The sequence below is a fragment of the Agrobacterium sp. 22-3639C2 genome (genome assembly GCF_053522105.1).
In genome coordinates, this window is the sequence record NZ_JBNWDB010000008.1 from 191,905 (window position 1) to 218,526 (window position 26,622).

Here is a 26,622-nt window from a genome sequence, read left to right on the forward strand (position 1 = left end):
CGATTAACGAGTTCAGCCGAAGCTGAGATTGTTGCGGAATTCCATCATCTCGAAGCTCACGGGCTTCCAGTGGACATCCTTGCGCGCGGCATAAACGTCATACGGCTGATAGAGAATGACGGCTGGCGCCTCCTCTTCGAAAATATCCCGCATGCGATTGTAGGCGTCGAAGCGCTCCTTGCCATTCGGCAGAACCGTGACCTTCTGACATAATTCGTTGAACTCGGCCGGCGCCTTCCAACCCCAACGCTTTTGAACCTGACCATTCGGCCCGAATTCGGGGACGATCGTGGCGTAGGCATCGGTCATCCATTGGCCGTTGGACCAGTTTCTGATCCAGGTCTGGTTGTCCGGGGGGAAGCTACCCGGTGCGTAGGTTTTCATGACCACGTTCACACCGATCTGCTTCCACATTTCGATCATCATCATCAACGCAGGCATGGCGTTGGCATAATAGTTGCCCATCGTGTGATAGGTGATCGGCGTTCCATCGTAGCCGCTCTCCTTGACGAGACGCTTGGCCTCCTCGACATTATATTCCATGGCCTTACGCTTTGGATCGAAGGTTTCCCCATAGTTCGGGAAATTGAAGCCGGCCGGGATAGATGCTTGTTTCTTCCAGAGCGCTTCAACCATGATTGGCCGGTTGACAGCCAGAGCAAGAGCGCGCCGAAGCTTCTTATCCTTGAAAACTTCTTGGTTCATATTGAAGGTGAACATGTGGAAGTTTTCGATGAGCGTCCCGCGCGTTTCGAGGTCCGGATAGCTATTTATCAGCTGAATGTCGTCCGGCGTCAGGGTAGTGATGATATCGTATTCACCGCTGATCAGACCCGCGACGCGTGTGGCTGGCTCTGCGACGATCTGGTAGGTGATCTTCGATGCAGTCGGCTTTGGACCCCAGTAGGCGTCGTTGGCTTCCAGCACCACACGGTCACCGGCAACAAAGTCCACGAACTTGTACGGGCCTGTTCCAACGGGCTTGTTACCGAAATCTACTGCTCCCAGTTTCTTGTAGTATTCTTTGGGAACAATGCGGCTCATCCAGGATGCGACGAAGGTCTCGATGAGATAGCTCGGGGTCTTTGTGCGAAGTGTGACTATGTATTTGTCCTCGACCACGGGCTCATCGAAATCGAGCGAATAGGATTTCCCAAGCGGGATTTTCTTGATCGCTTCGGGACCCCAAAGGCGTTCGGAAGAAAAGGTGTATGCGACATCGTCCGCGGTCAGTTCAACACCATCGTGGAACATGACCTTCTGCCGCAGCTTGAAGCGAACCGATTTCTCATCGATGCGCTCCCAGCTCTCGGCAAGTGCCGGAACGAGGTCGATGGCATTGCCGGGAGCTCCCTTCGCGAAAAAATCGCGCGCTATCAGCGTGTCGAATATCTGGTTGACGATACGCGGGCCGACATTGCTGATTGCATTGACCGGCTCCAGCGAGTTCGGCAATCCGTTCACACCCAGGCGAAGCGCCCGGCGTTCTTGCGCGAAGGTGAACTTCGCACCGGCAGTTGAAGCGACCGCTATCGCCGCGGTGCCCATCATAAAATTCCTGCGATTGGTCTTAAGCATGTGGTTTTCCTCCCAGCTCTGTTGAATGAGGGTTTAATTCGCCCGCGGCCGTCGAACCTAGTTCGCAACAACGAACTTCTTCCGCAGCTTTTCCGGTATTGTCTCAATGATGGTTCGGGTTCCAGAGTCGGTGACGATCACGCCGACATCCTCGATCCTGGCCGTCACCGAGAGGCTCGATTTTGTGAATTTCGAATGATCCGCGACGACGATCACGCGGCTCGAAACTTCGATCATGGCGCGAGCGACACTCGCGTTCACGGGCGACGACGTACAGATCAATCCGCGATCAACATCGATCGACGCCGCGTTGAGAATGAGTTTGTCGACATTGAATTGGCGGATAAACTGCTCCGCCAAAGGGCCGCGGAAGGAGCGGTTCGTTTCGGTATACTCGCCCCCGACCGAATAGATGCTTTTGCCCTCCCCTCTCGTCAATTCCTCGACAATGTCGAGACCATTCGAGATGAAGGTGAGGTTTCTGCGGTCAGCGAGCTTCTTGGCAACTTCCAGCGCAGTTGTACCGGCGTCCAGAAGAACCGTGTCACCCTCGACGATCATACCGGCAACGACTCCGGCTATGGCCGCCTTCTCCGCCCGATTCCAGACGGCGCGGGCAGCGTTCGGCTTGTCCTGTGTAACCTGCGTGACGCTGACCGCACCGCCGTGAGTTCGACGCAAGAGTCCGGCCTCGTGGAGTTCGCTCAAGTCGCGCCTCGCAGTGGCCACCGAAATCTGGAAGTGCTCCGTCAATCTGCCGATAGCCAAAAACTGCTCATCGCGCAAAAGCTCAACGATTTTCGCCTGGCGGTCCTGAGTCGAGTTGAACACCAACGCTTCCCTTCCAACAAGAAATGGTCTATATCGCTCACACTATGAGCGTAATCGTTCTTCGTCAAATGAAAGTTTGGTGACAGTTTTGTTGCATCGCAACGATACATTACAAGTGATTACGCATTGTTGGGGATCAAGAAGCTTCGGGTAGCTAAGCGGAAGCCTTTGTTAGTGTGATCGAAATCGCTCACTTTCGCACCGCACCAAGATCGTAAGCTTCTAGGAGGAGTGATGACTCATTCGATGTCGAACTGCCGTCAACAAAACCGGCGCGGATCAGCGCTACTCCGCACGACAACAATACGAAACCAGTTGGAATTCATCTTGCCTGCGATACGGCGCGGGCAAGATGCCGGTGGGCAGCTCTCCTCCCTGCTCGCCCACCGGCACCCTCATCAACCGCAAGCTGGACAAGGTCTGCGACGAGAACCGCTTCCCTCTCGAGACAAATCAAGACGGCACCCGTCTGGCCGATCTCTGTTGCGAGCAGCCGCTTCGCTGATCAAGGCTTACTTCCAACAGAATTAGCGAGAGGCGCGACTTGGAATCGATAATCGTTCTCATAAATCTCTGCGGCGCCGTCGCGTTGCTGCTGTTCGGCCTGGCCCAGGTGAAGGACGGAGCCTCCCGTGCGCTTGGGGCCAGATTGCGAACGGGCCTCGCCTCCGGCACGAAAAGCAGCGCCCGGTCGTTTCTATCAGGGTTCGTCGCCACAGTCGCGCTTCAGAGTTCTACAGCGACGGCGCTGATGGTCTCCTCGTTTGTGGAACGAGAGCTTATCAAGCCTCGCATGGCGCAGGTCGTCCTCCTCGGCGCCAATGTCGGAACGGCGGTCACCGCCTGGATCGTCGCAACGGGCATCGAATGGGTGTCCCCTGCCCTACTCTTCATCGGCATCATTCTCTATCGAGGCGGTTCGACCTCCAGGCAGGGCGCCGGAACAGCGTTGCTCGGTATCGCGCTGATGCTGCTGTCACTACACCTACTCAGCAACGCGACCGAGCCGCTTCGCCATTCGCCGGCGCTCGCAGCGTTTATCGGCCTGCTTGAAAACGCCTGGCCGGTCGCGATGATCTTTTCCGCGGCCATCGCATTCGCTTCATCTTCAAGCTTGGCTGCGGTCGTTCTGATTTTGTCGTTGACCTCCACCGGAATCCTCTCTGGCGGGCTTGTCGTAGCGCTGGTTCTTGGAGCCAATTTCGGTGGCGCAATACCTCCGGTGATCGCGTCGTTATCAGCATCGGCGGCGGCCAGGCGGGTCACACTAGGCAATCTGATTGTCCGGGCAATCGGCTGCCTGCTGATCCTGCCAGTGGCCGATATTTTGGCCAGCTGGCTTTCGATGTTGCCGGTCCCAGCGTCCAAACTTCCCGTGGACGCGCATCTCGCGTTAAATATCGGCCTGGCTCTCCTGGCCATGCCGTTTTCCCGCCTTCTTGCACGGTGGATGGGGGTCCTCATCCCCGCGTCCGAACAGGCTGACAACACACCGAAATTCCTCGATCCGGATGAGCTATCAACACCAGTCGTAGCACTGACGAGTGCTGCACGCGAAGTGCTTGGCGTTGGAGACCTGATCGAAAGAATGCTCTTGAGAGTGTCGGACGCGTTCCAGCAGAACAATGCCGCGAGATTGAAGGATATTGCGCAGCTTGAGCGCCAGGTCGACCGGTTACAGCAGGAGGTCAAGGTCTACTTATCGAAACTCGGCCGTACTGGACTGTCGGAAGACGAAGGCCGCCGCTCGATCGTCATCATCGACTACGCCATCAACCTCGAACATATCGGGGATATTGTCGAGAAAGGTCTGCTGCCCGAGGTCACGAAGAAGATCGCCCACGGTTTGAAATTCTCTGATGACGGCTTCTCCGAACTAACACAACTCTTCCAGCTCACCGTCGATAATCTCCGGATCGCACAAACAATCCTTATCACCCGGGACATCAATCTCGCGCGTCAGCTCATGGAGCGGAAAGTCGAAGTCCGGCACATGGAAAAACAGTCTTCCGAGCGCCACCTGGAACGTCTGCGCGACGGGCGCACCGACAGCCTTCAAACCAGCTCGCTTCACCTCGACATCTTGCGTGATCTCAAGCGGATCAACGCGCATATCGTCTCGGTTGCTCACCCGATCATGGACGAGCAAGGATTACTGGGCGAGAGCCGTCTCATCGCGGGCGGCTCTGCAGACTGAGTGAAAGAAAATCAACTCGTCCTCGTAAGACGACACATACTGGAAATTGAAATGCAAAACAAAGTGCAGTTTATCACCTATGTTGACCGCCTGACCAGAGGTGGTTTCAGGCAATTGAAGGAACTGGTCGATGGCAAGTTCGCTGGCCTGTTCGGCGGCGTCCATGTCTTGCCTTTCTTCAATCCGATCGATGGCGCTGATGCCGGATTCGATCCAACAGATCACACGATCGTCGATCCGCGCCTCGGCGACTGGGAGGATGTGCGGGCTTTGTCGGGATCCGTGGAAATCATGGCCGATCTTATCGTCAACCATGTCTCATCGCAATCCGGCGCATTCACGGACTTCATTGCCAAGGGTTCGGCGTCCGAATTTGCCGACATGTTCATGACGTTCGATAAGGTATTTCCCGATGGCGCCACCGAAGAAGACCTTCTGAGGATCTATCGACCGCGCCCCGGTTTACCGTTTTCGAAGGTGACCCTGGCTGATGGTACTCAGCGGATGCTCTGGACAACCTTCACACCGGAGCAGATCGACATCGATGTCCACAGCGCCAAAGGCACAACCTATCTCGAAACGATCCTCGATCGCTTTTCGGAGGCGAATGTGACGGCGATCCGCCTCGACGCCGCGGGATACGCGATCAAGAAAGCGGGCAGCAGTTGCTTCATGATCGACGATACCTACGCATTCCTCGAAGAAGTGGCTGGAAAGGCCCGCAACCGCGGCATGGAGGTTCTGGTTGAGATTCATAGTTATCATCGTGACCAAATCGAGATCGCGAAGAAGGTCGACCGGGTCTATGATTTCGCACTACCACCGCTCATCTTGCATGCATTGTTTACGGGAGACGCCACGCCGCTGGCAAAGTGGCTGGCAATAAGCCCCCGTAACGCGATCACCGTTCTCGACACCCATGACGGGATCGGCGTTATAGATGTCGGTGCCCATAGCGACGGCCGGGCGGGCCTCCTCGAACCCCAGGCGATCGACAATCTTGTGGAAGAGATCCATAGGCGATCGGATGGCCAGAGCCGCCAGGCGACGGGGGCCGCTGCATCGAATCTGGACCTTTATCAGGTAAACTGCACCTACTATGACGCGCTTGGTCGCAACGATAATGATTATCTCATCGCTCGGGCAATTCAGTTTTTTGCTCCAGGAATTCCGCAAGTCTATTATGTCGGTTTATTGGGCGGTGTAAACGATATGGACCTGCTCGCCAAAACGGGCGTGGGGCGTGACATTAACCGGCACTATTACGGCAACGACGAAATCGGTACGGCCCTTGAGACGCCGCTCTTCCATCGCCTTTCAAATCTGATCCGTTTCAGGAACACCCATCCCGCCTTCGGTGGAGCGCTCAAGGCCACCATTGCTGATGCCGGAGCGTTGGTGCTTTCATGGCAACACGGCGATGCTTTTGCTGAATTGAAGATCTCATTTGCCGACCGCAAGGCGAGCATTGCCGCATCTGGTCAGAGCGAGATGCAGATCGTCGAGTGAACTGCACGCAAGTGCCGCTTCCCCGGCTCGATAGCATGTACAGGGGGATAGTACGGATATTCGTGAAGCGTTGGAGCATGTATGCCTCGTGGAAAAATGCTTCGGCTCAGCCTGAGTTGTCTGGGTAAAAGAGGATGAAAGCAGATTCAGCCCGGCGGTCGGCTGCTGGGAGCAAACGTTAGAGTAGGCATCGCACACCAGCATATGGGGGTATGGAATGCAGCACTGGCTGGACAAGTTGACCGATCTTGCCGCAATTCAGGGCGACGAGTGCATCCTGAAGGATGGCCTTGCCGACCTTGCCGAACATTTCGGCTTCACCGGCTATGCCTATCTCCATATCCAGCACAAACACACCATCGCGGTCACCAATTATCATCGTGACTGGCGATCGGCTTACTTCGAGAACAACTTCGACAAGCTCGATCCGGTCGTCAAGCGCGCGAAATCCAGGAAGCACGTCTTTGCCTGGTCCGGCGAACAGGAACGATCGCGGCTATCGAAGGAAGAGCGTGCCTTCTACGCGCATGCGGCCGATTTCGGCATCCGCTCCGGCATCACCATTCCGATCAAGACCGCCAACGGATCGATGTCGATGTTCACGCTGGCGTCGGAAAGGCCGGCGATCGACCTCGACCGTGAGATCGACGCGGTCGCAGCCGCGGGCGCCGTCGGGCAGCTCCACGCCCGCATCTCTTTCCTTCAGACCACTCCGACAGTGGAAGATGCCGCCTGGCTCGATCCGAAAGAGGCGACCTATCTCAGATGGATCGCCGTCGGCATGACGATGGAGGAAGTCGCAGACGTGGAGGGCGTCAAGTACAACAGCGTCCGTGTCAAGCTCCGCGAGGCCATGAAGCGCTTCGACGTTCGCAGTAAGGCCCATCTCACCGCCCTCGCAATCAGAAGAAAGCTGATCTGAAAACGTGACAGACAAACCAGGGGAGAGGAATGATGTCAGTAACTTCCTATACGTTCTACACCTATTCTCAGGCGACTGCCGATGACCAGGCGCACTGGCTGCACGGGCACACCACCGTTCAGTTTTTCGATAGCCTGGAAGCGGCCCGGCAGGAGATAGTCAAGTTGCACGAAGACCTAAGCCAGGATCTCGACCTCACGTGGCGTCCGCTCTATCTCGAAAAAGCGAGACCCGGGCCGTCACAAAAGACCTGCTGCTGTCTTTGCTCAATCGCAACATGGAAGCCCTTATCGAGCGGCACATGATTGTTGATACAATCTCCTCCTTCTCTTCGAGCGCTTTAAGCGGGCATAATTGATGGATGCCAGTTCCATGTTTAAATGAAGATTAAACATCGTATGCAACTATTCGCGCTCTGCCGCGACCTTCGGTCCGGTAAGTATCCTTGGGAGGTCGCCTAGTGAATATTCTCAATCGTGGTGCCAATGCATGCGCGGTACTTGCTGCCCTCTCTAAGTCTCAGGCCATGATCGAATTCGATCTGTCCGGCAGGATACTCACTGCCAACGACAATTTCTGCCGGGCGCTTGGCTATGAGCTATCAGAAATTATCGGCAAACATCACAGCATGTTCGTTGAACCGGCATTTGTGAAATCGGCAGACTATAAGGCGTTCTGGGCGAAACTCGCCGCCGGCAACTTCGACCAGCAGCAATATAAGCGCATCGGCAAGGGCGGCAAGGAAGTCTGGATCGAGGCGTCCTATAACCCTGTCATGCGCCGTGGCAAGCCGGTCAAGGTTGTCAAGATCGCCACCGACATCACCGCCCAGAAGCTGAAAGTTGCAGAAGATGCCGGCAAGATCGAGGCTTTGTCGCGGGCGCAGGCGATTATCGAGTTCACGCCGACCGGCGACGTCCTGACCGCCAACGAGAATTTCCTGTCCGCCCTCGGATATTCTCTGAGCGAGATCCAGGGCAAACACCATTCGATGTTCTGCGAACCATCCTATACCGCGTCGCCCGACTATCGGAATTTCTGGAAGATGCTTGCAGGCGGGGATTTGATGGCGGACGAGTTCATGCGGCTCGGCAAGGGTGGTCGCAAGGTCTTTATCCAGGCCTCATACAATCCGATTTTCGATATGAACGGCAGAGTCTTCAAAGTCGTGAAATTCGCGACCGACGTGACGGCCCGGGTCGAAAACGTCGAACAGCTCGCGGGCTGCCTGAACAGTCTGGCGGACGGTGACCTGGCGCAGCAAATCGAAAAACCGTTCATCCCCTCGCTCGAACGTTTGCGCACCGATTTCAACGCCGCCTCCGACAAGCTGAAGCGCGCGATGGCGACTGTCGCCGACAACGCCAGGGCGATCTCCGCGGGATCCAGCGAGATTCGGACCGCCGCCGACGAGCTGGCAAAACGCACCGAGCAACAAGCCGCCTCGGTCGAGGAGACCGCCGCTGCGCTCGAGGAAATCACCACAACGGTCAAGGATTCCAGTCGTCGGGCGGAGGAGGCTGGCCAACTCGTTGCACGCACCCGCGAACATGCAGAGCATTCCGGGCAGGTGGTGCGCGACGCGATCGGCGCCATGGATCAGATCGAAACGTCCTCTCGCGAGATCTCCAACATCATCGGTGTCATCGATGAGATCGCGTTCCAGACCAACCTCCTGGCGCTGAATGCCGGTGTCGAAGCGGCCCGTGCCGGCGAAGCGGGCAAGGGATTCGCGGTCGTCGCGCAGGAAGTCCGCGAGCTCGCGCAGCGATCGGCCAAGGCCGCCAAGGAAATCAAGACGCTGATCACCGCGTCGGGTAGCCAGGTCCAGAGCGGGGTATCGCTTGTCACGAAAGCCGGTTCCGCGCTGCAGGAAATCGCGACCCAGGTCCACGACATCAACACGAATGTCGTCGCGATTGTCGAAGCGGCACGCGAGCAGTCGAACGCTCTCGGTGAGATCAACAAGGCCGTGAACAGCGTCGATCAGGGAACGCAACAAAACGCCGCGATGGTCGAGGAGCAGACGGCGGCCAGCCACAGCCTTGCTCGCGAGGCCGCCGCGCTATTCGAGCTGCTGGAGCATTTCAGGTTCGATGACACCGGCCGAACGCAAGCGTTTGCTGGCCAGGTTCATCGGCCATCCGTCGCGCCAGTCGCCAAACCGTCGAGCCGCGCTGCCCAGGTCTTCGCTGCGTAGGGTTCCACCGCGGTCGGTATCAAAGAGACCGAACGGAGGAGCTCGTGTCACGCCGCCTTGCCTCCGATGAAGATAGCGGGTCTGAGCTGCCGCAATAGTTCAGGACCGATATGACATCATAGCCCGCTATAAAAATTCGCCATGAGACAAACGGAAGCCGGTTCAGTTCACGGAGGCGTTCGGGATATAGCCAAGAATGCTGATTAGCGTGCTGACAGCGCTCATCTGCGCGTGCATCTCGATACTGGCCTCGATGTAACACAGATGCTGTGGGCCTCCGACTTCCTTTCCCGACTTATAGCTTTCCGGCAGGGCCTGGAAAAGTTCGTCGGCCTTTTCGACAAGTCGCCGATGTGCACGGATTGCGTCTATGGTCAGTTTCTCGAGGTCAGCCGGGTGTAGTCCACGAGTTAAGCCGACCAGTGGCCGGAGCTCAACTTTTTTCGTCAATGTTGCATCTTCCGATTCCATTCCTGACCTAACCCTGGTTTTGTCTGCGGTGCGCCCCCGCCGACGTTGAACCCTTTGAACCCTAGCCGGGGGTTAGAATCCGAGATGAATCGGCCCTGAGACCTTTAGCACCGAGGCGCCTGGACATGAGTCACAGGCCCCCGGCCACAAGGTCAGAGGGTTCCTGGCACCGTTTCGGTCAGCGCCAACCGTTCATCTGCGGATTCTAAGCCGCAACACAGCGCGTACTGCGTCATGCCCCTTATAAGAGCCATTCCAAAGAGATGCCAGCGCCGATCGACAGAACGACGGTGCAAATCTTCACATGCCCATCTCGATGCAAGGCACAAAATACCTCAAGGCCTATGCTTTCGAAGAAGAAATCAACGCGACTTGCGACCAGGGATAGAATGCATTGTTGAAGCGTGACGACACTTAGTTGTTTTCCGCCATGGTCTCATTAAGTGCGATTCGCTTGGCCCACGGACCGAGCGATTTTTCCCTCCTGGCCCGCGTTCATCCACGCAGACGCGAGGAACCTGTTCCTCACTTCCCGCGCGCGCCGATGCCGGAAAGGTCGATCCGAATACCGGCCTTGTTCGGGTCAGCTGGTTCCGCCTCGAGTGCAGTATCGACGTTGCCGCCCTTCATCTTGTCACTACCGGCTTCGGACGTTTCCGCTTCCACCCCTGGATCCGGCTCTGGCAGCTTCACGTCGCCCGGATCGGCTGCCCGGAACACCGCTGTCCCCTCGAAATACCCCGTTTGCCATGCGATGATCGCGTCTTCAAAAACCTGCGGAAGGACCTCGCTTTCGGGAGGGTTACCGTACCATTTGGTGACGATACGATAGACTTTGGCGAACAGGGCCGTGCCCATCTTGATGTTTTCGCAAGGCTCGATCAGGTCCGGCTTCAACTGGCCCGCCTCGACGATACCGAGGCCGGCGGGATACTGCGTCAAGCCGACGCGAACGATATTGCGGCCGAGGTTCTGGCGTATCAATGCGAGCGCTTCGTCCGGCGTTGTCGGCTTCGGCACCAGAACGATGCGGTTGCCGGAGCGGACAGTGACCGCGAGCGGGTCCGGCGCCCCTGCCCGTTCGATGAACTCTTCGACGATCGCGGGCTTCAGGCCGGGATCGCTGCATTCCTTGATGAGGGCGGAATCGACCATCGCGAAAGTCTCCTTATGTGTTGAAAGCCGTGACGACGGGTCGCCCGAAGAGTTTCGCCCAGGCGATCACGCCTGCTTGTTGGATGGCGACGATCGACGTTCCCTCGGTCCACCATCCGTTGCCCGTGGCGACGATGGCGGCGGGGGAAAACAGCATCGAGTGCAGTATGGGCCAGACGATGAGCTGCTCGTAGCAGATCAGCGGCGCGATCCTCGTGCCAGCGAGATCCACGGCCGGGTTGGCGAAGAAATGCGCTTGAGCGCCACCGCCCTGCCCGGTCCATTGCAACCATGGCTGCCACATCGATACCGGGATCGGCATGCGCTCGCGATAGAGGATCCGTGCTTCACCCTCCGAGACCGTCACCATGACGTTGTCGTAGCCGCCCGGATCGATGACGGCCGCGCCGGCGATCACGGTGACGTCCGCCCCTCGCAAGCCCGCCTGCCAAAGCCGTGCGACAGTCGGGGTCCATAAGCCGAGGGCGCTTTCGGGAAGAACGATGACACGGGTTTCCGCTCCTGCCGCCGCGCGCACCGTTGCGATCAGGTCACGGTGATGGTCAAGCGAACCATCACGTCCAAGCGTTTGACCCTGTTCGAGGTCGACGCCTTTCCATCCATCCGGTAGGACAGGTTGCGTCCACGTAGCGGCGGACCAGAACCAGAAGCCTCCCAGGGCAATGGCAGCAGCCGGCCAGTATCGCGATGTCATCATCGCGAGGCCGGCTGTGGTCGCACCCAGCCCCCACCATCCAAAGCCGGGAAACAGAATGCCCGCTGCGGTCAGTGGATGCGCCCACCCGGTGATGCCGAAGGGCGGCAGCCCCATCAGCACCGCGGCCGCAAGGTAGCGCACCGGCTTTCCCCAACCCAGAGCGCCCCTTCCCGGGAGCCTCTTTTGCAAGCGCGCGGGCCAGAACGCCGCATGCACGGCGACAAAGCCGGCCGAGGCCGCCAGCCATAGCAGGAGGCCGGGCCAGAAATCGGCGGCGTAGAAGTTCGCCACACCCTGCGGCAGGCCGCGCGAGGCGGTGAGGAAGTACCCGGCAGACACCGCGCCCGCAACCAGTCGTGATGGAGATTGCGCCCATAGCAACGGAAAGAGCATGGCTGTCGGAAGAAGGAGGGCCTCGCCGCTCCAGCCGACCGCTCCGACGGCGATCGAAAGCAGGATCAGGAGCGCCACACGCCAGCGGTCACGGGTCAAACGTGAACACCGGCCGCGCCTGACCGAGAAGGCCGGATGCCGGGATCGGCCCAAAATATCGTGAATCATAGGAGCTCGCAAAGGATGAGTGAAGAAAGAGATGGCCGGGTGGCACGACGCCGCCGGGATAGGGATGGATCGCCCTGCCGGCACCATCCGTCGCCCGCACAGCGGATGCGGGTACCGGGCGGCCGTCGATGATGACCTCGCCGGCGATCTCGACCCGGTCGCCGGGAAGAGCGACAATGGTCTTGATCAGCGGCGCAAAACCGCCCCTGCAAAGCCCGCGGTGGAGATATCCGCGCTCTAGCGCCTCGATGAACGGCGCGTTCGACGGCGGGCAGATGAACACCAGATCCCCGACCTCAGGGGAGCGGTTCAATGCCTCGATGCGCCAGAGCCCGAGCGGCTCGCTTGGTGTTAGGTTCAGGCGATAGCCGCCGACCGCGGCGACGACCGATTCGCAGAGAATGACGGTCACAGAGGCACGGATCAGGATGATCGCCCGGCGCGGCGTCATTGCTTGATCACCGGTGTCTGGCGCTGCGATAGCCGCAGGTCCTCGACCTGCCTCAAGGTCGCGGCGGTGCGCTCGTGGGCAGCGAGTTGCTGGGCGGTGCGCATCACCGGCCATGCCTCGGCCAGGTGCTCCTTCTCTTGGGGCTGGAGCCCCTTGGCGAGCTGCTCGAACAGCCGCCCGGACGGTTCGCGCGCGGCGTTCGGCAGCAGGCTGCGTTCACCGAAGCGTTCCGATACAGCCTTGTTGAATCCGTCGATTTCGAGCTTGGCCTCCTTGTCGCTGACCGCATATCCGAGTGCTGCGGGAAGGTCGTTGCGGTCGATCGCATCGCGCACCCGTTCGAGCACCGTGCGGGCGGACGGCGACAGTGCCGGAATGTCGATCGAGACGCGATGCCGGATTGCCCTCTCCTCCGTTTCAAGGCGCTGCATGGCGTTCGTTCGCATCTGAAGATAACGTTCGAGGTCACGCGAAAGCGCCGGCGCATTGACGTGTGCAATATCGCGGTCCTCCTTCTCCACGCGGCTGGCGAACAGGCCGGTCTTGCCTTTGAGCGCTCCAAAACTCTCCGGCTCGTTCGCGATCTTCGCGAGCGTGGATTTCGCAGTCGCCGGATCCTTCAACGCCGCGTCGACATCGACCGCGCGGAAGGCGGCTTCGGGCTGGGCGTAGATCAGATGAAAACGGGAGGAGACTTCCTCCCATTGCTTCTTCAGACCGGGATCGGCGGCGAGCTTGTCCTCGACCGCCTGGTCGAGGGATTTCGGATGAATGGTGATGCCGGCAACCATCGGCCTGACCTCCTTCATGTTGCTGGAAAGCGATTGTTGCTGCTGAGTGCTGGAAACGAGACCGAGCTTGCCGCCGATGGCGAGCAGCCGGCTTCCGAGACGGGCAAGCCGCTGTTTCTGCCGGACCGTCCAGTCGAGCCGGTCGCGCATCATGGTCCGGGCGACGTTCATGAGGCGCAGGCCATGCGTGTCGGCGAAGCGGAGTGCCGCGCGATAGAAGCTGGCGTTCTCGTAGTCGAGCGTCGTTTCCTTCGCTGCGTCGCGCGACATGCGTTCCGTCATCCGCGACAGCGCCAGCTCGCGGATGTCGACGACCTTCCAGGTATGGCGCTTGACCTTCTTGCCGTCGGGAAGACGGACCATTTCGGAACCCTTGTGGTCGAGGCCGATGCGGTCGCCGATCTGAGGCGCCGCCTCTGCCATCGCGCGCTTCAGGTCGACGCCCCAGATGGTGTTCTGCTTCCCCTCGCCGGTTTCGAGCGTGACGAAATAGCTGTCGTGGTTCTCGGGCTTGTTCTCGTAGGGAGCCTCTCCGTGATCGACGAGAACGCCGCCGCGGTTGGTGAACTCGTTCATGCCGACATAGAGCCGGGCTGCATCACGATGACGGGTGAGCGCGACATAGGTCAGATGGCGGTCCATCGTGCCGGAGGCGAGCACCCTGACGACGTCGACCGTCGCGCCCTGCGATTTGTGGATGGTGGTCGCATAGCCATGATCGACATTGGCGTAGAGATGCTGATCGACCGTCACCTGGCGGCGATCCTCCCCTTCGCCAATCTCGGCGACAAACCTGCCGGGTGCGGCTTCGACCACCTTCGCCAGCATGCCGTTCTTGACGCCGAGCGATCCCTCGTTCTTCAGGAAGACGATCCGGTCGCCGGCGTCGAAGCGACGCTCGCCCTCTTCTGTCCGGAAGGCGAAGCCCTCGCCGACGAGACCGCGCCCGACCAGCCTTTCGCGGGCGAGTTCGTTGAGTGCGCGCACGTCGAGTCGTCGATGGGCGAGAATGAGAGAAGACCTCGCCGGATCGTAGTCGCGGTTCCAGTCTTCGATCAGCGAGGCTATGGCCTCGTCCTTCGACCAGTGCGAATGGATCAGGTTCGCGCGGTCATAGGCTGCGAGCGCCGACCCGACTTGACGGTGGGCAAGATCGACCGAGGCGCGACGCATCCACGCCTCGCGCTGACGATAGATCGTGCCAAGTTCGGCATAGCCGATGCGGTCGGTGATCGCGCGGAATGCGGCGCCCGCTTCGATCGGCTGGAGCTGATCGGGATCACCGACCAGCACCAGCTTGGCCCCGGCCTCGGTCGCTGCCTGGACAAGCATCGCCATCTGCCGCGACGACACCATGCCCGCCTCATCCAGCACCATGACGGTCCTGTCGTCGAGGCGGTCACGCTCCTGCTGCCAGCGTAGTTCCCACGACGACAGCGTGCGCGCGATGATGCCGGCCTCTTTCTCCAGACCCTCCGCCGCCTTGCCAGCAAGCGCTGCGCCCACGACGCGATATCCGGCGGCTTCCCATGTCTCGCGGGCCGCTTTCATCATTGTGGTCTTGCCCGCTCCGGCACGGCCAACGACGGCGGCTATGCGATTGGCGCCGGCGATATGCGCAAGCGCTGTCCGCTGTTCCTGCGACAGCCGGTCGTGGCGCGCGAAGGTCGCGTCGAGAACGGCCTTGCCGATACCATGCGAGGAGCGTCGGTCAAGCCACATCGCGCTCCGGGCCATCGTCGCTTCGAGGCGGATCAGCTCGTGCGTCGTGAACTTCGACGGCTCGCGCTTGCCGGTTGCCAACGAGATCCGCTCGCGCTCCAGCCGCAGCACTTGCCCACTCTGCATGATGCGCGCCATCATGTTGCGGAACAGGCCCGCATCGTCGATATAGCGATGCAGGATTTTGGCGACATCGCGCTCGTCGAAGACGCTCTTCTCGCGGGTGATGAGATCCAGCACGAGTTCGGGATTCTCCCGGATGCGGCGGGCATTTTCCTCGCGCCGCTCCTCGTTGAGCTCAAGGCGTTCGAGCTCGGCTTTGCGTCCCTCCCCTTCGGCCTTACGCTCGATCGCCTTGGCGCCGACGCCGAGATGAATGGTCGGCACCAGATCGATACCCTGCTTCTCGTAGGATCGCCCGTCGACGCGCAAATTGATGCCGTTGAGCGCCAGGTGATGGTTCATCCGTTCGAACCAGGCGTCGCGAAACGCGTTGAAGTCGTCCGTTCCGCCGGCCCATAGCTCATAGACGATCTTCCCGGCTTTCGTCCGCAGAGGTTCGCCCTCCTCGCCGATCACCGCGACCTTCTTCGCGCCAAAACCGTATTCGGTCAGCGGCCGCAGTGTCGTCATCAGGTGGATGTGCGGATTGCCGGGATTGTCGTGATAAACCCAGTCGGCAACCATCCCTCTGGAGAGAATGTGCTTTTCCACGAAGTCACGGACGAGCGCGATATTCTGCTCGGCTGTGAGCTCCAGCGGCAGCGCCACCGTCAGGTCCTTGGCGAGCTGGGCGTCGATCCGCTTCTCGAAAGCCTCGACCCTGTTCCAGAAGGCCTCCGAAGCGCCGGCGACAGAGCGGTCGGCGATCAGCATCCGGACCCATTTCGGCGCATGGTCCGGCAAAAGGAACTCTTCGTGAAGGAGCCCAACCTTGCGGGTGTAGTCGATGGTGCGCGCCTCACGCTCGTAGTGCATCTTCGCACAGTGCCGGTAGGCCGCCGACAGCACCGCGCTGCGGCCGTCGCCGCGGCTGACGATGCTGGCTGAGAAGTGGGCGATGGCCACGGCGGCGAATACTCCCGGTCAATCGGTCGAAACAAGCTGCTCGTCGCGAATAGCGGCCCCGCCAGGGTCATTGAGCAACGCGTCGCGCCAGCGACGTATAATTGCGCCCTTGGATCCGCTCCTTCGGAACGGCGGGATCATCTTCCAAAGTGTCGGCTTTGCCGACGTGCAAATCTGCACGTTCCTTCGGACGTGCTTTTGAGGAAGTCTGGCGGCGAGAACATCACCGCGAGACTTCCAGGGAGATCCGACCGGAATGAAGAAACCGTCATCGAAGATACGTGAAGAAATCGCCCGCCTTCAGGACCAGCTCAGACAGGCGGAGACGCGGGAGGCCGAGCGCATCGGCCGCGTCGCGCTGAAGGCCGGTCTTGGCGAGATCGAGATCGAGGAGGCCGAACTCCAGGCAGCGTTCGAGGACATCGCCGGGCGCTTTCGCGGAGGTAAGGCAGGGACATCCGGAAGGAAAAATGCCGATGACGGCCGGACCGCCGGCGAGCCGGGCGCGACGCTCGCATCTGGCTCGGATGCGGGCAGCCGTGGCGAGGCTTGAGCGGATGCACCGGACCTCATCGACCGACGCCCGAAAGAAGGACACCCGCGAGAAGATCGAGCTGGGTGGCCTGATCGTCAAGGCCGGGCTGCGCTACGAGAAACGGGCACTGCTGCTCGGCATGCTGATCGATGCAGGTCGCCGCATCAAGGGCGACGATGCCGAGCGATCGCGCCTCACCACGATAGGGGCGGAGGCCTTTGGTCGTGACGGCGAATAGAATTCTCCTCGCCGTCGTCCCCGCCACGACGATGATCGCCGCGGTGATCCTGATGCCGGGGATCGAGCACTGGCTGGCGGCGTTCGGAAGGACGGCGCAGGCGAAGCTGATGCTCGGGCGGTTCGGCATCGCCCTGCCCTACATCGCAGCGGCTGCGATAGGTACGATGTTCCTGTTCGCGGCCAACGGTGCCGCCAACATAAAGACGGCTGGATGGAGCGTCGTCAGCGGAAACGTCGCGGCGATTATCATCGCGATGATCCGCGAGGCGGCTCGTCTTTCCGGCATCGCCGGAAGCGTCCCCACGGACCAGTCCGTCCTCGCCTACACGGACCCGGCGACAGCGCTCGGTGCGGCCGGCCCATTCCTCGCCGGCGTCTTCGCACTTCGCGTCGTCATCAAGGGCAAGGCTGCATTTGCCAGTCCGGCGCCGCGCCGTGTCCGCGGCAAGCGGGCCGTGCATGGCGAGGCGGACTGGATGGGCGTGGTCGAAGCGGGAAGACTGTTTCCCGATGCGGGCGGCATCGTCATCGGAGAACGCTATCGCGTCGATCGCGACAGTGTGGCGGGCATGTCGTTCCGCGCCGATCAGCGCGAGACATGGGGCGCGGGCGGCAAGTCCCCGCTGCTCTGCTTCGACGGCTCGTTCGGCTCGTCGCACGGCATCGTCTTTGCCGGCTCCGGCGGTTTCAAGACGACATCGTTGACGATCCCGACGGCGCTCAAATGGGGTGGCGGGCTTGTGGTTCTGGACCCGTCGAGCGAGGTGGCGCCGATGGTCTCGGAACACCGGCGCAAGGCCGGCCGAAAAGTGATCGTGCTCGATCCCGCCACGCCCGCCATCGGCTTCAACGCGCTCGACTGGATCGGGCGGTTTGGCGGAACGAAGGAGGAGGATATCGTGTCGGTCGCGACCTGGATCATGACCGACAACGCGCGGACTGCGTCCGCCCGCGACGACTTCTTCCGGGCTTCCGCCATGCAGCTGTTGACCGCGTTGATCGCAGACGTGTGCCTGTCAGGGCATACGGACGAACAGGACCAGACGCTGCGCCGGGTGCGCGCCAATCTCTCGGAGCCTGAACCGAAACTGCGCGAGCGGCTGACGCGGATTTACGAGCAGTCCGAATCCGAATTCGTCCGGGAGAACGTCGCGGTGTTCGTCAACATGACGCCGGAGACGTTCTCCGGCGTCTATGCCAACGCCGTCAAGGAAACGCACTGGCTCTCCTATCCGAACTATGCCGCCCTGGTGTCCGGCGACAGCTTCTCGACGGACGATCTCGCCAAGGGCGAGACGGACATCTTCATCGCACTCGACCTGAAAGTGCTGGAGGCACATCCGGGCCTTGCCCGCGTCGTGATCGGCGCGTTCCTGAACGCGATCTATAATCGCAACGGCGAGGTCGAGGGCAGGACGCTGTTCCTGCTCGACGAGGTGGCCCGTCTCGGCTATCTGCGCATCCTCGAGACAGCGCGCGATGCCGGTCGCAAATACGGCATCACGCTGACGCTGATCTTCCAGAGCCTCGGGCAGATGCGCGAGGCCTATGGCGGTCGGGACGCCACGAGCAAATGGTTCGAGTCGGCGTCATGGATCTCGTTCGCGGCGATCAACGATCCCGACACGGCCGACTACATCTCGAAGCGATGCGGCGACACGACGATCGAGGTCGACCAGACGAACCGGTCGACCGGAATGAAGGGATCGTCGCGCTCGCGGTCGAAGCAGCTTTCGAACCGGCGGCTGATCCTGCCGCATGAGGTGATGCGCATGCGGACCGACGAGCAGATCGTGTTCACGGCTGGCAACGCGCCGCTCAGATGCGGCCGCGCCATCTGGTTCCGCCGCGACGAGATGACGAGGATCGTCGGCAAGAACAGGTTCCATCAAGGCGATGCGCCGGCCAAGGGGCCGGAACCTTCCACACCCTGACAGAACGAAAGGAAGCGCGCATGATGCATTGGAGAAAAGACTGGTACTCGTTGATGGGGCCGTTGATGACCTGGGTGGCGTTCATCATCGCCATTCCGTTTCTCGGCGCCGGGGCGATCGTCAGCATGGCCATTCTGCCAGCGATCGGCGATACGATCGTGAAGACGGTTGGCCTTTTCTGCGCTCTGGTGCTTGGGCCACTGGCGGCGTTCACGGAGATCGCGCCGCCATTTGTGACGAGAGAAGAGGTGGCCTGGCGCAACAGAAACAGAGAGATGCTCTTCGAAGGCGATGTCGCCTGGGAAGATGTTCCGTTTCTGCCACCGGTGCTGAACCGGATTCGGTCCACAACCGGAAAACGAAAGCGGGAGGAAGAGAAGGAGGGGGCCGCTGCCAGCGATGCGAAGCCGTCCATCGCATGACGTCCGAAAGCGCGTCCCCGGATGCCGTACGGGACCTGTATCCGGCACACTGCGACAAGCTGCTGAATTCAGGGGGAGAGGCTATCACCGGTGCATAAAATCACCAATGAGCGACGCCGATCTCCCGGAGCTTTAAGCCGGCCGCAGGCCGCACCCGGGAGAGGGATAGGGGTTTGGGGAAAGGGTGGAGGGAACCGTCCCCTTTCCCCATGGGAGGGTGTTTGAGGGAGGGGCTTGCCCTTCCCTCATGGGGTGAGCGGCGAGAGGGGCGGCGCAGCCCCCCTTTCGTTAGCCATGCCGGCCGGTCGATCCGGCTGACGAGGCTCGCAGACAGGGATACGGACGAAAGGTGGCACCACCACCTTTCGTCCTCGACATTAATCGGGGCTAACGTTGAGTTCACGGATCACCGTGTCGATGCGCCAGTCGCCAATCTCGGTTCGTCGCTGGGCAACCAGAATATCGACGGCCGTTTCGTTCGCCTCGATAGCACTGATCGCCGCGTCCATCGCATCCCATGGACCGAGGTTTTCGACAGGGATGACGTCGCCGTCATCGTCATAGGCGCCTGAGATGTACATTGGCGCGCGCGTGACGCGGTCATGTGCACGCTCGGCTTCTCGAATCAACCGAAAACCCTCTTCCCGCTGACGCCAGTATTCCGGGCTGCCACCATCGATGTATTTGATTTTCTGCTCTGTCATGACAATCTCCTTTCGTCTTTCTGACGCAAGGAGGCTGCGCCGTAGACGCGAGGGGTCAGGGATCGCATTGCGACCGCCGGAGGCGGCGAGTGGAGGAGCCGATTTGCAAGAGCCGTCGCGGACGGCGGCTGCAAATTGGAGGTGCTACGACGTCCTTGACGCCGGAGTGGCGGGTGCAAAATACAAAGTCAGAGAGAAGAGAGACCCGCGCCTGCAGGGCGCGTCCGTCTGCCGGTAGAACCGGCCGCGAGAGGATCGCAACCGGATGGCCGAAACCGCTTGCGGGTTCGGTGCGCTTGCGCATAGAGCCATGCGTTGAAGCCGCCTCGCCCAGTTCCCTGTCTGAAATCATCACGGCGATGAATCGGTGACACCGGATCGATTCAGATAACTCGTTGGACGCTGCTTGCCGAGATAGCGACAATGAGGGCATGGAAGACAAGGAGACATGCCCGGTTCATCTTCACCGCATCGAGACGGCGCAGAACATGCGACGCTTCTACATTCTGGCGATCCAGCCGACACTGTTCGGCGGGGCTTCGGTCATCCGCAACTGGGGCCGGATCGGATCGGGCGGCCAGACGATGATGCAGACCTTCGATCATCCGGATGATGCGAACACAGCACTCTCCTGTCTCGAACGAACGAAGAGACGACGTGGCTATCGGGACGCGGGCAACACCGAATAGCCGGTTTCAATCGACCGCATTGCTGCATTTCCTGTGGCTTACGCGCTCCTTCCGGGGATTCCTGCCTTTCTGCCCCTTTCTTCGCCACATCTTCATTGCCAAAGCTGAGGGACCGAAACAACATGAGGAATGTCCAATATGACCACGACCAACGAAATCGCCGACAAGATCGCAGCCGAACAGAGCCTGACCAAGGCGCAGGCCAAGACGATCGTCGAGAGCGTCTTCAAGCAGATCACCGACGCGGCGCTTGCTGGCGCAGAAACGTCGATCCCATCATTTGGAAAGTTCAAGCTGAAGGACACTCCGGAGCGCGAGGGACGCAATCCGGCGACGGGTGCTACGATCAAGATCGCGGCATCGAAGAAGCTGACCTTTACGCCCGGCAAAGCGGTCAAGGACGCACTGAACGGCTGAAGCGACCACGCCGCCGGAAACGGCAGCATGATGGAAGCCTCCTAGAAAGGAGGCTCCGCGCTGATGCGTCCGTCCTGTTCGGCCTCGATCGTTGCAAGCTCCGCCTGTACCATCTCCAGCTCCGCCGCAATCCGGCGGCGCTCGGCCGGATCGCAGGCATTCCTGAATTCGGCCCGAAGCTCTTCGCGCTGAATTTCGAGAGAAATCGTCATCGTCGTCTCCTTGACGTTTGTGAAAGACGACGCCGCGCGTCATGGCGGAGCGGAGGGGTCCAGCATCGCGGGACGCGACCGCCGGAGGCGGCGAGGGGAGGAACCGATTTGCGGGAGCCGCCATAGGCGGAAGGAGCAAATTGGAGGCGCCGCTCGTGCTGGACGCCTTCGTTTCGCCATGGCACCCTTGGACGAACTGAGCAGCCCACAACTCCTCGTATGGCACCGGAAAAGCCGGAAGCAGGCTCGATGCCTGCGCCCGGCTCTCCCTCGCGACACGAAAAGAGCCCCGCCTTTCGGCGGAGCTCGTTGCGGTGATCAGGCCTCCCGCTTCGGGCGGTTCCAGATGAGGGCGTATTCGCCTTCCTTCTCGCCCGGCCAAAGGGCTGCTGTGATCGGGGCATTGAAGCTGGGGTCGTCGAGCTTGACGGAGATGAAGGGCTCGCCATCGTTGGAGACCTTGTTCCAACCCGCGCCGACCTCGACGCCGTTGCCGGCGGTGATGCGGAAGTCCGGAGCGTCGCGCGAGACGCGCTCGATGGGGTTCAGGCGGGCCTTCATGCTGACTGTGAGCGTGCGCACGTTGCCGATGATGGAGTTGTTGCCGTTGGTGTTGAATTCGCCGATGACTGCCATTGTCGTGCTCCTTTTCCGGTTTGCTCGGGCCGCGCCCATCGCGTCCTCGATGACGGTGTTAAGACCGACGGCGATCGACGTCGCACCGCTGGCGGCCGGAACGAAGTGGAGGACGGCCGGGAGCGGCTTTCTTGGCCCGCGAGGAATGCAAACCTGTTTGCAGGGGAAGAAAGTCGCGTATGGCCGTTGCGGCCAAGGCGATCGAGACGAAGGCGTCCTTCGGTCACACCAGATCCATCGAGGTCTGCGTGGGTGTGGCCAGCCAGAACCGGATTGCGCACGACATGCCGAGAAACCAATCGTTGAACTCACTACCAGCACGCCGCTGGCACAATCGTTTTCGGCACCCTGCTCACACCACGTCACGGCTGCGGACCTGCCGTTCCTTCGACGCCATCGCCGATGGGTGCGTCTGAACTACCTGTCGTTCGACAGTCGAGCGATGCCGAGACGGCTCTGACTCGACGTCATGAACATCGCATTGCTCCACGCGTCGAATAGATAAGGAGGTGTCGAACCGGCTGTCGCTGTACGAACTCGGCCTGCACATGCTTCAGCACATGGCGTTGACCCGCAAAAGGCACCATCCCCAAGGCCGTTTCGAACGGCACCCATCGAAATTCGCTATGTTCGTGATTGATGACAACAGTTGCCCCAGCATCCACGAAACCAACGAAGACCGGCAGCATGCTGATTGCGTCGCGATCCGCCTCATAGAACTGCTCACATATGTCTGCCGAATAGAGCTGACCACAAGTCAGGCCGGTTTCTTCACGAACTTCGCGCAGCGCTGCTTCCCATGCTTTCTCCCCCTCTTCAATTCCACCGGCAATCTGGCACCACTCGCCGATCAGCGTGCGATTCCGGCGTAAAAGCAGTACCTCGGGTCCAGCGGCGACGCTGCGAAGAAGTACGACGGATACGGCAAAAATCGGATCGGAATTTCAGCCATCTGCTGCGCTTCCCTTCACTCACATAGTTTCCGGCAGACCTAAGCGACATCAATCCATCAGGGGTAAACATTCGCATTTCGATGGTCTATAGCAGTTTGCAACTTCCAGTCATTTGTCTCCCGGAATAACAATGATCCTTTTTCATCATACTTCTGTTTCCCTTGCCGAGGGAATTTTGGCATCTCAGCTCAACCAGGGTCACGTCACCAGGCGGTCCGAAGAGCCATTGCGCGACGTCGTATGGCTGACGACCGATGAAAGGCACGAGGGGCACGGACTGACGACGGGAGAACAACTCGATCCAGTGCACCGTTCTTATGTTGAAAAAGTCGAGCAAACGAAGCTTCGCCAGGGGCGTGTGTGGACGGCCGATAAGACGCGCATCAGAATTAAGGTCAAAATTCCGACGCGGGACCGCAAGCTTTTCAACTATTCTGCCTGGTCCCGGAAAAACGACGGTCCGAGGTTCGCGAAGTTCATGGGCCTTTCCTGCGTCGAGTCCGTGGCGGGTCTGAACGCTTCGGAGCTGGAAAGAGTGATGTTGATGACAGCGACGAAAGAAGAGACCTGGTATCTCTCGTTCCGGCCCATCGATCCTAAGGAATTTGAAGAAGTATTATACCGGACGGAGGACGGCTACATCCCGTATGACTTCGAACTTCACGGCCGCCACGAGCTTGAGAACGTGGGAATTTATTCGGCAGGGAAAGCGGCCTTGGAGGAATTGCGCGAGGTTGTCGCGTCGCGACACGGGTATGACCGTGCAAGTGCTGTCGTAACCTGTGCTGATCTCGCGATGCCGGCAAACGTTGTCGTTCGTGGCGGAGGAATCAACGTGGCTTTCAACCTCGACACCCTCCGGCGACTTGAAGGTAGCGCCGGCCCGTACGAGGAGGAGATTGTAGCCTGGATTGAACGGCATCGTTTGGATCTCAACGAGGCCTGGCAGAAAAGCCGGACGCAGCTCATCAGCTACTCGTAAAATTCGGCGATTTTTGCCGCTTCGATTAACCTTCTCTGTCCAAACTCCATCATGGTGAGCAGTTGCGCCATCCCTCAATCGCCACGGTCGTCACTCCGCAGTCAAAGTCGGTCAACCAGTCCGACGCCTTCCTTGCCAGCAAACACAATCAGCTCAATCTGTTCAACTCGATCGATCATCTGGTTACGGATGAGAAGAAACTCAGCGACAGTGAACGGGGCGCAATCGAACACCATATCGTAAATATTCGCGCGGCTATCGCCCGATCGCTGTGGTCAAAGGAAATTTATGTCGGTACGTCTCTCTTGGATGAGCATGTTCTCGCATGCGCTAAGCAAGGTGGGGGTGGCGTTCCCGGAAAAATGCTGAGTGATCTCGCTTCGGCCGGAGTCGAGCGTCCCGGGTTCGTCCTTTATCCGCTAACCAGCTTCGGCATGAAGATGGAGATGCTGCCCTGGAGGAATTCGGGACTGAAAAGCCACATCCTGTTTCGTGCGGCCGGGTTTGCCGTCAGCGCCCAGACCAATTCAGTCGCGCGGGCACATGACCGCCTGATCGAAATGGCACGCGGGTTGGGCATACGGCAACGTATAGAGCGAGGCGACATCGAACATTTCTCGCATGCTGCGCAATGGCTTAAAACTAACCCGTTGCTGCTCGTCAAGCTGACATCGCACACGGGAGACATGTATGAAAACCAGTTTGTCTACACTCTCAAGATCCGGTCGGCTGCGTCCGCGCTACTGATGCTTCACGCGCTGTCGGTCGAGCGGGACGGCTCGATCGACAAATTCAGCTCGTCCGCTCACGTCAACAACTGGGAAACACTCGACATCCGCCACTATCTGATCGGGGAAGGTCGACGCTCTGGAAAGATTGCCACCCGGCGCGTCCCCATGAACGTGTCGGCGCTGGATCTCGCGAGACTGTCGGATGTCGCCGCCGTAGTCTCGACAGAGGCGATGGAGACGAACACGATGAAGCGTTTCGAAAGACAAATCGTGGCTGCGCTCAAGACTGTCGAGCAGGGATATTTCCGGCACGTCCATCTCACGGCCGGCTCAAAGATGGAGGCGAGGTTCTACAAGCGCATCGTCACCGCGCTCGACTGGTTCCGACAGTCATTCGGTTCACATGCCAACGAGTCGGAGGCGATTGTCGCTCTTGCGGTGGCGTTCGAAACGTTGCTCACCGACCACTATCAGCCAGGCGTGGCGGAACGCATCAAGCGCCGGGCTGGAATTTGCATGAAAGGCGTTCCCCGCGTTTCCTCCTATCAGCAAAGTATCATTGAACTCTACCACGCCCGCGGCAGCATCGTTCACACGGGGGAACTTGGCCAAGCCGCGAACGTAGAACGTGCTCAGGCAGCGTTTGCGCGATGCTTCTGCAGTCTCGTCTCTCGCCTCCCAAGCGGTCGGCTACCGAACAGCGATCCTGTTCGCAACCTGCTCGGCGACACCGGATGAATCGAGAGTACGCATTAGGAGGACTGGTCTTTTCGTGCTCTATGATGCTTGCTATATTAAGGTGAAAAATTGGAGCAGACATGGCAAAAGTCGTCGTCAAAAAGCTTAATGGCCCTAAGTCCGGAGTGCGTGGCAAAGCGGTTACGGAGAAACGGGTTCGGGATTCGAGCAGCGGGCAGTTCGTCACTGTGCGGACGATCGACGCAAAAAGCCAAACTTTCGGGCAAGATCTTACCTATGTCTTCAGCAGGAATGTCGCCAAGGCCCGCCGTGATAATAAGGCCGTGACTGGCGTTGTCGATCGTGCGCCTGAAAAAGCTTGAGCAGCCCGTCTTTCTGATTGTTGCTGGCCCGAACGGATCCGGTAAGAGCAGCGTCTACGCAAATGCGGATCTCGAGTTGGAAGGGCGCTCCGTATGGATCGTCAACCCCGATCTTCTCGCCGGCCGGATCAGTGAGGTAGAAAACAAACCACTTCCGGAAGCCAACTTGGTTGCTGTTCAGCGCATTGAGGCCTGGATTCAGTCATCGATATCCGTTCATAAGACGATCGGGGTAGAGACCGTTTTATCGACGGATAAGTACCGCCGTCTGGTTGAGGCGGCTGAAGCCGTGGGATTTGCCATCTGGCTTTTCTACACCGTTTTGGACAGCCCGGAGCGGTCGATCGAACGTATCAAACTTCGCGTTGCGAAGGGTGGACACGACGTTCCGGCTGATAAAGTGCGTGCCCGTTACGCAAGATCGCTCGATCAACTTCCGTGGTTTCTCGAACGAGCTGACAGAGCCTGGATTTGGGACAATAGCGGTGCGACGCCCAAGCTGATCGGCGAAAAACAGGATGGTGTGATCGGCCTTGATGAGAATGCTCTCGCCGTCGTCGCTTCAGCTGTGAAATCCATCGCGACCGAGTGATGAAATGGGCTCGATGCCCACCTCCGGCTTCACCATGTGAGAAAAAGACGAAAAAGAGCCCCGCCTTGTCGAGCGGAGCTCCTCTGGGTGCTCAGGCCTCCCGCTTCGGGCGGTTCCAGATGAGGGCGTATTCGCCTTCCTTCTCGCCCGGCCAAAGGGCTGCGGTGATCGGGGCATTGAAGCTCGGGTCGTCGAGCTTGACGGAGATGAAGGGCTCGCCGTCGTTGGAGACCTTGTTCCAACCCGCGCCGACCTCGACGCCGTTGCCGGCGGTGATGCGGAAGTCCGGAGCGTCGCGCGAGACGCGCTCGATGGGGTTCAGGCGGGCCTTCATGCTGAC

Annotated in this window: 27 protein-coding genes and 1 pseudogene; 16 read left to right on the top strand and 12 right to left on the bottom strand. The window is 59.7% G+C overall.

Annotated elements, in window-relative coordinates; all coding sequences use genetic code 11:
* Nucleotides 1-12: 12 nt before the first annotated feature.
* Nucleotides 13-1,578 (bottom strand): ABC transporter substrate-binding protein, encoded by a 1,566-nt coding sequence (locus ACQZ6D_RS27055; RefSeq protein ID WP_045231717.1) that lies wholly within the window; start codon nt 1,576-1,578, stop codon nt 13-15.
* A gap of 57 nt (nt 1,579-1,635) precedes the next feature.
* The gene (locus ACQZ6D_RS27060) at nt 1,636-2,412 is read right to left on the bottom strand and encodes a DeoR/GlpR family DNA-binding transcription regulator (protein ID WP_010974787.1); all 777 of its coding nucleotides are present in this window, start codon (nt 2,410-2,412) and stop codon (nt 1,636-1,638) included.
* Between the two features lie 355 nt (nt 2,413-2,767).
* On the opposite strand from ACQZ6D_RS27060, the gene ACQZ6D_RS27065 reads away from it, so the two are divergent.
* From ACQZ6D_RS27065 to ACQZ6D_RS27090, 6 genes are all read left to right on the top strand, one after another.
* Nucleotides 2,768-2,914: a hypothetical protein gene (locus ACQZ6D_RS27065; protein ID WP_162936978.1), complete on the top strand. Its 147-nt coding sequence runs from the start codon at nt 2,768-2,770 to the stop codon at nt 2,912-2,914.
* Between the two features lie 39 nt (nt 2,915-2,953).
* A complete protein-coding gene (locus ACQZ6D_RS27070) occupies nt 2,954-4,606 on the top strand; it encodes a Na/Pi cotransporter family protein (protein WP_045231718.1) in 1,653 nt (550 codons plus the stop codon).
* Nucleotides 4,607-6,115, top strand: coding sequence for a sucrose phosphorylase (gene gtfA / locus ACQZ6D_RS27075; RefSeq protein WP_236736194.1), 1,509 nt, complete (start codon nt 4,607-4,609; stop codon nt 6,113-6,115). It begins immediately after the preceding gene.
* Between the two features lie 217 nt (nt 6,116-6,332).
* A complete protein-coding gene (traR, locus tag ACQZ6D_RS27080; protein WP_045023300.1) occupies nt 6,333-7,037 on the top strand; it encodes an autoinducer-binding transcriptional regulator TraR in 705 nt (234 codons plus the stop codon).
* A gap of 29 nt (nt 7,038-7,066) precedes the next feature.
* Entirely contained in the window at nt 7,067-7,342 is a 276-nt protein-coding gene (locus tag ACQZ6D_RS27085; RefSeq protein WP_233278959.1) for a hypothetical protein, read from the top strand.
* 155 nt (nt 7,343-7,497) lie between these two features.
* On the top strand, nt 7,498-9,237 hold the full coding sequence (locus tag ACQZ6D_RS27090; protein ID WP_045231719.1) for a methyl-accepting chemotaxis protein: 1,740 nt from the start codon (nt 7,498-7,500) through the stop codon (nt 9,235-9,237).
* Between the two features lie 162 nt (nt 9,238-9,399).
* On the opposite strand, the gene ACQZ6D_RS27095 is transcribed toward ACQZ6D_RS27090, so the two are convergent.
* The 5 genes from ACQZ6D_RS27095 to traA all read right to left on the bottom strand — a co-directional run bounded on the left by ACQZ6D_RS27095 (nt 9,400) and on the right by traA (nt 16,174).
* On the bottom strand, nt 9,400-9,708 hold the full coding sequence (locus tag ACQZ6D_RS27095) for a transcriptional repressor TraM (protein WP_010891530.1): 309 nt from the start codon (nt 9,706-9,708) through the stop codon (nt 9,400-9,402).
* A gap of 525 nt (nt 9,709-10,233) precedes the next feature.
* Complete coding sequence (locus ACQZ6D_RS27100; protein ID WP_045023302.1) at nt 10,234-10,863, bottom strand: TraH family protein; 630 nt, start codon at nt 10,861-10,863, stop codon at nt 10,234-10,236.
* A 13-nt stretch (nt 10,864-10,876) separates the two neighbouring features.
* The gene (locus tag ACQZ6D_RS27105) at nt 10,877-12,073 is read right to left on the bottom strand and encodes a conjugal transfer protein TraB (protein WP_045231720.1); all 1,197 of its coding nucleotides are present in this window, start codon (nt 12,071-12,073) and stop codon (nt 10,877-10,879) included.
* Nucleotides 12,063-12,593 carry a conjugative transfer signal peptidase TraF gene (traF, locus tag ACQZ6D_RS27110; RefSeq protein WP_045023305.1) on the bottom strand — a complete coding sequence of 177 codons (531 nt, stop codon included), beginning with the start codon at nt 12,591-12,593 and terminating at the stop codon, nt 12,063-12,065. The genes ACQZ6D_RS27105 and traF overlap by 11 nt, the downstream gene beginning before the upstream one ends.
* Nucleotides 12,590-16,174, bottom strand: coding sequence for a Ti-type conjugative transfer relaxase TraA (gene traA / locus ACQZ6D_RS27115; protein WP_045231721.1), 3,585 nt, complete (start codon nt 16,172-16,174; stop codon nt 12,590-12,592). The genes traF and traA overlap by 4 nt, the downstream gene beginning before the upstream one ends.
* Before the next feature lie 256 nt (nt 16,175-16,430).
* On the opposite strand from traA, the gene traC reads away from it, so the two are divergent.
* The 4 genes from traC to ACQZ6D_RS27135 are packed head-to-tail and all read left to right on the top strand — an operon-like array spanning nt 16,431 to nt 19,305.
* Nucleotides 16,431-16,727, top strand: a complete 297-nt coding sequence (gene traC, locus ACQZ6D_RS27120; protein ID WP_045023309.1) for a conjugal transfer protein TraC — start codon at nt 16,431-16,433, stop codon at nt 16,725-16,727.
* A gap of 4 nt (nt 16,728-16,731) precedes the next feature.
* The gene (traD, locus tag ACQZ6D_RS27125; RefSeq protein ID WP_045231722.1) at nt 16,732-16,947 is read left to right on the top strand and encodes a type IV conjugative transfer system coupling protein TraD; all 216 of its coding nucleotides are present in this window, start codon (nt 16,732-16,734) and stop codon (nt 16,945-16,947) included.
* Nucleotides 16,934-18,883: a Ti-type conjugative transfer system protein TraG gene (traG, locus tag ACQZ6D_RS27130; RefSeq protein ID WP_045231723.1), complete on the top strand. Its 1,950-nt coding sequence runs from the start codon at nt 16,934-16,936 to the stop codon at nt 18,881-18,883. Before traD ends, traG begins: the two co-directional genes overlap by 14 nt.
* Before the next feature lie 20 nt (nt 18,884-18,903).
* Nucleotides 18,904-19,305, top strand: a complete 402-nt coding sequence (locus ACQZ6D_RS27135; protein WP_045023315.1) for a hypothetical protein — start codon at nt 18,904-18,906, stop codon at nt 19,303-19,305.
* Nucleotides 19,306-19,682: 377 nt separating this feature from the next.
* On the opposite strand, the gene ACQZ6D_RS27140 is transcribed toward ACQZ6D_RS27135, so the two are convergent.
* The gene (locus ACQZ6D_RS27140) at nt 19,683-20,009 is read right to left on the bottom strand and encodes a hypothetical protein (RefSeq protein ID WP_045025118.1); all 327 of its coding nucleotides are present in this window, start codon (nt 20,007-20,009) and stop codon (nt 19,683-19,685) included.
* 431 nt (nt 20,010-20,440) lie between these two features.
* On the opposite strand from ACQZ6D_RS27140, the gene ACQZ6D_RS27145 reads away from it, so the two are divergent.
* Together ACQZ6D_RS27145 and ACQZ6D_RS27150 are read left to right on the top strand one after the other, a co-directional pair.
* Complete coding sequence (locus ACQZ6D_RS27145) at nt 20,441-20,698, top strand: WGR domain-containing protein (RefSeq protein ID WP_010974892.1); 258 nt, start codon at nt 20,441-20,443, stop codon at nt 20,696-20,698.
* Nucleotides 20,699-20,836: 138 nt separating this feature from the next.
* Entirely contained in the window at nt 20,837-21,115 is a 279-nt protein-coding gene (locus tag ACQZ6D_RS27150; RefSeq protein WP_010891541.1) for an HU family DNA-binding protein, read from the top strand.
* Nucleotides 21,116-21,156: 41 nt separating this feature from the next.
* Here ACQZ6D_RS27150 and ACQZ6D_RS27155 read toward each other — a convergent pair whose 3' ends face one another.
* The 3 genes and pseudogenes from ACQZ6D_RS27155 to ACQZ6D_RS27165 form a co-directional block, all read right to left on the bottom strand.
* Complete coding sequence (locus ACQZ6D_RS27155) at nt 21,157-21,327, bottom strand: hypothetical protein (RefSeq protein ID WP_162936979.1); 171 nt, start codon at nt 21,325-21,327, stop codon at nt 21,157-21,159.
* Between the two features lie 318 nt (nt 21,328-21,645).
* Nucleotides 21,646-21,963, bottom strand: coding sequence for a DUF736 domain-containing protein (locus ACQZ6D_RS27160; RefSeq protein ID WP_045024646.1), 318 nt, complete (start codon nt 21,961-21,963; stop codon nt 21,646-21,648).
* A gap of 467 nt (nt 21,964-22,430) precedes the next feature.
* Nucleotides 22,431-22,915, bottom strand: a pseudogene (locus tag ACQZ6D_RS27165) (NUDIX hydrolase).
* A gap of 131 nt (nt 22,916-23,046) precedes the next feature.
* On the opposite strand from ACQZ6D_RS27165, the gene ACQZ6D_RS27170 reads away from it, so the two are divergent.
* The 4 genes from ACQZ6D_RS27170 (at nt 23,047) to ACQZ6D_RS27185 (ending at nt 26,282) form a co-directional block, all read left to right on the top strand.
* Entirely contained in the window at nt 23,047-23,898 is an 852-nt protein-coding gene (locus tag ACQZ6D_RS27170) for a DUF4160 domain-containing protein (protein ID WP_045231725.1), read from the top strand.
* Between the two features lie 62 nt (nt 23,899-23,960).
* Nucleotides 23,961-25,367: a HEPN domain-containing protein gene (locus ACQZ6D_RS27175; protein WP_010974890.1), complete on the top strand. Its 1,407-nt coding sequence runs from the start codon at nt 23,961-23,963 to the stop codon at nt 25,365-25,367.
* Nucleotides 25,368-25,447: 80 nt separating this feature from the next.
* Complete coding sequence (locus ACQZ6D_RS27180; protein WP_003524955.1) at nt 25,448-25,690, top strand: hypothetical protein; 243 nt, start codon at nt 25,448-25,450, stop codon at nt 25,688-25,690.
* A complete protein-coding gene (locus ACQZ6D_RS27185) occupies nt 25,671-26,282 on the top strand; it encodes a zeta toxin family protein (protein ID WP_162936981.1) in 612 nt (203 codons plus the stop codon). The genes ACQZ6D_RS27180 and ACQZ6D_RS27185 overlap by 20 nt, the downstream gene beginning before the upstream one ends.
* A gap of 91 nt (nt 26,283-26,373) precedes the next feature.
* Here the strand turns inward: ACQZ6D_RS27185 and ACQZ6D_RS27190 are convergent.
* On the bottom strand, nt 26,374-26,622 hold a 249-nt coding region (locus tag ACQZ6D_RS27190; protein WP_448730433.1), incomplete at its 5' end, for a DUF736 domain-containing protein.

Bases quoted from the DNA above. Each gene is read 5' to 3' on its own strand.
- ACQZ6D_RS27055 (WP_045231717.1), bottom strand. From the start codon at position 1,578: ATGCTTAAGACCAATCGCAGGAATTTTATGATGGGCACCGCGGCGATA.
- traR (WP_045023300.1), top strand. From the start codon at position 6,333: ATGCAGCACTGGCTGGACAAGTTGACCGATCTTGCCGCAATTCAGGGC.
- ACQZ6D_RS27085 (WP_233278959.1), top strand. From the start codon at position 7,067: ATGATGTCAGTAACTTCCTATACGTTCTACACCTATTCTCAGGCGACT.
- ACQZ6D_RS27095 (WP_010891530.1), bottom strand. From the start codon at position 9,708: ATGGAATCGGAAGATGCAACATTGACGAAAAAAGTTGAGCTCCGGCCA.
- ACQZ6D_RS27100 (WP_045023302.1), bottom strand. From the start codon at position 10,863: ATGGTCGATTCCGCCCTCATCAAGGAATGCAGCGATCCCGGCCTGAAG.
- traF (WP_045023305.1), bottom strand. From the start codon at position 12,593: ATGACGCCGCGCCGGGCGATCATCCTGATCCGTGCCTCTGTGACCGTC.
- traC (WP_045023309.1), top strand. From the start codon at position 16,431: ATGAAGAAACCGTCATCGAAGATACGTGAAGAAATCGCCCGCCTTCAG.
- traD (WP_045231722.1), top strand. From the start codon at position 16,732: ATGCACCGGACCTCATCGACCGACGCCCGAAAGAAGGACACCCGCGAG.
- ACQZ6D_RS27135 (WP_045023315.1), top strand. From the start codon at position 18,904: ATGATGCATTGGAGAAAAGACTGGTACTCGTTGATGGGGCCGTTGATG.
- ACQZ6D_RS27140 (WP_045025118.1), bottom strand. From the start codon at position 20,009: ATGACAGAGCAGAAAATCAAATACATCGATGGTGGCAGCCCGGAATAC.
- ACQZ6D_RS27145 (WP_010974892.1), top strand. From the start codon at position 20,441: ATGGAAGACAAGGAGACATGCCCGGTTCATCTTCACCGCATCGAGACG.
- ACQZ6D_RS27150 (WP_010891541.1), top strand. From the start codon at position 20,837: ATGACCACGACCAACGAAATCGCCGACAAGATCGCAGCCGAACAGAGC.
- ACQZ6D_RS27155 (WP_162936979.1), bottom strand. From the start codon at position 21,327: ATGACGATTTCTCTCGAAATTCAGCGCGAAGAGCTTCGGGCCGAATTC.
- ACQZ6D_RS27160 (WP_045024646.1), bottom strand. From the start codon at position 21,963: ATGGCAGTCATCGGCGAATTCAACACCAACGGCAACAACTCCATCATC.
- ACQZ6D_RS27170 (WP_045231725.1), top strand. From the start codon at position 23,047: ATGATCCTTTTTCATCATACTTCTGTTTCCCTTGCCGAGGGAATTTTG.
- ACQZ6D_RS27180 (WP_003524955.1), top strand. From the start codon at position 25,448: ATGGCAAAAGTCGTCGTCAAAAAGCTTAATGGCCCTAAGTCCGGAGTG.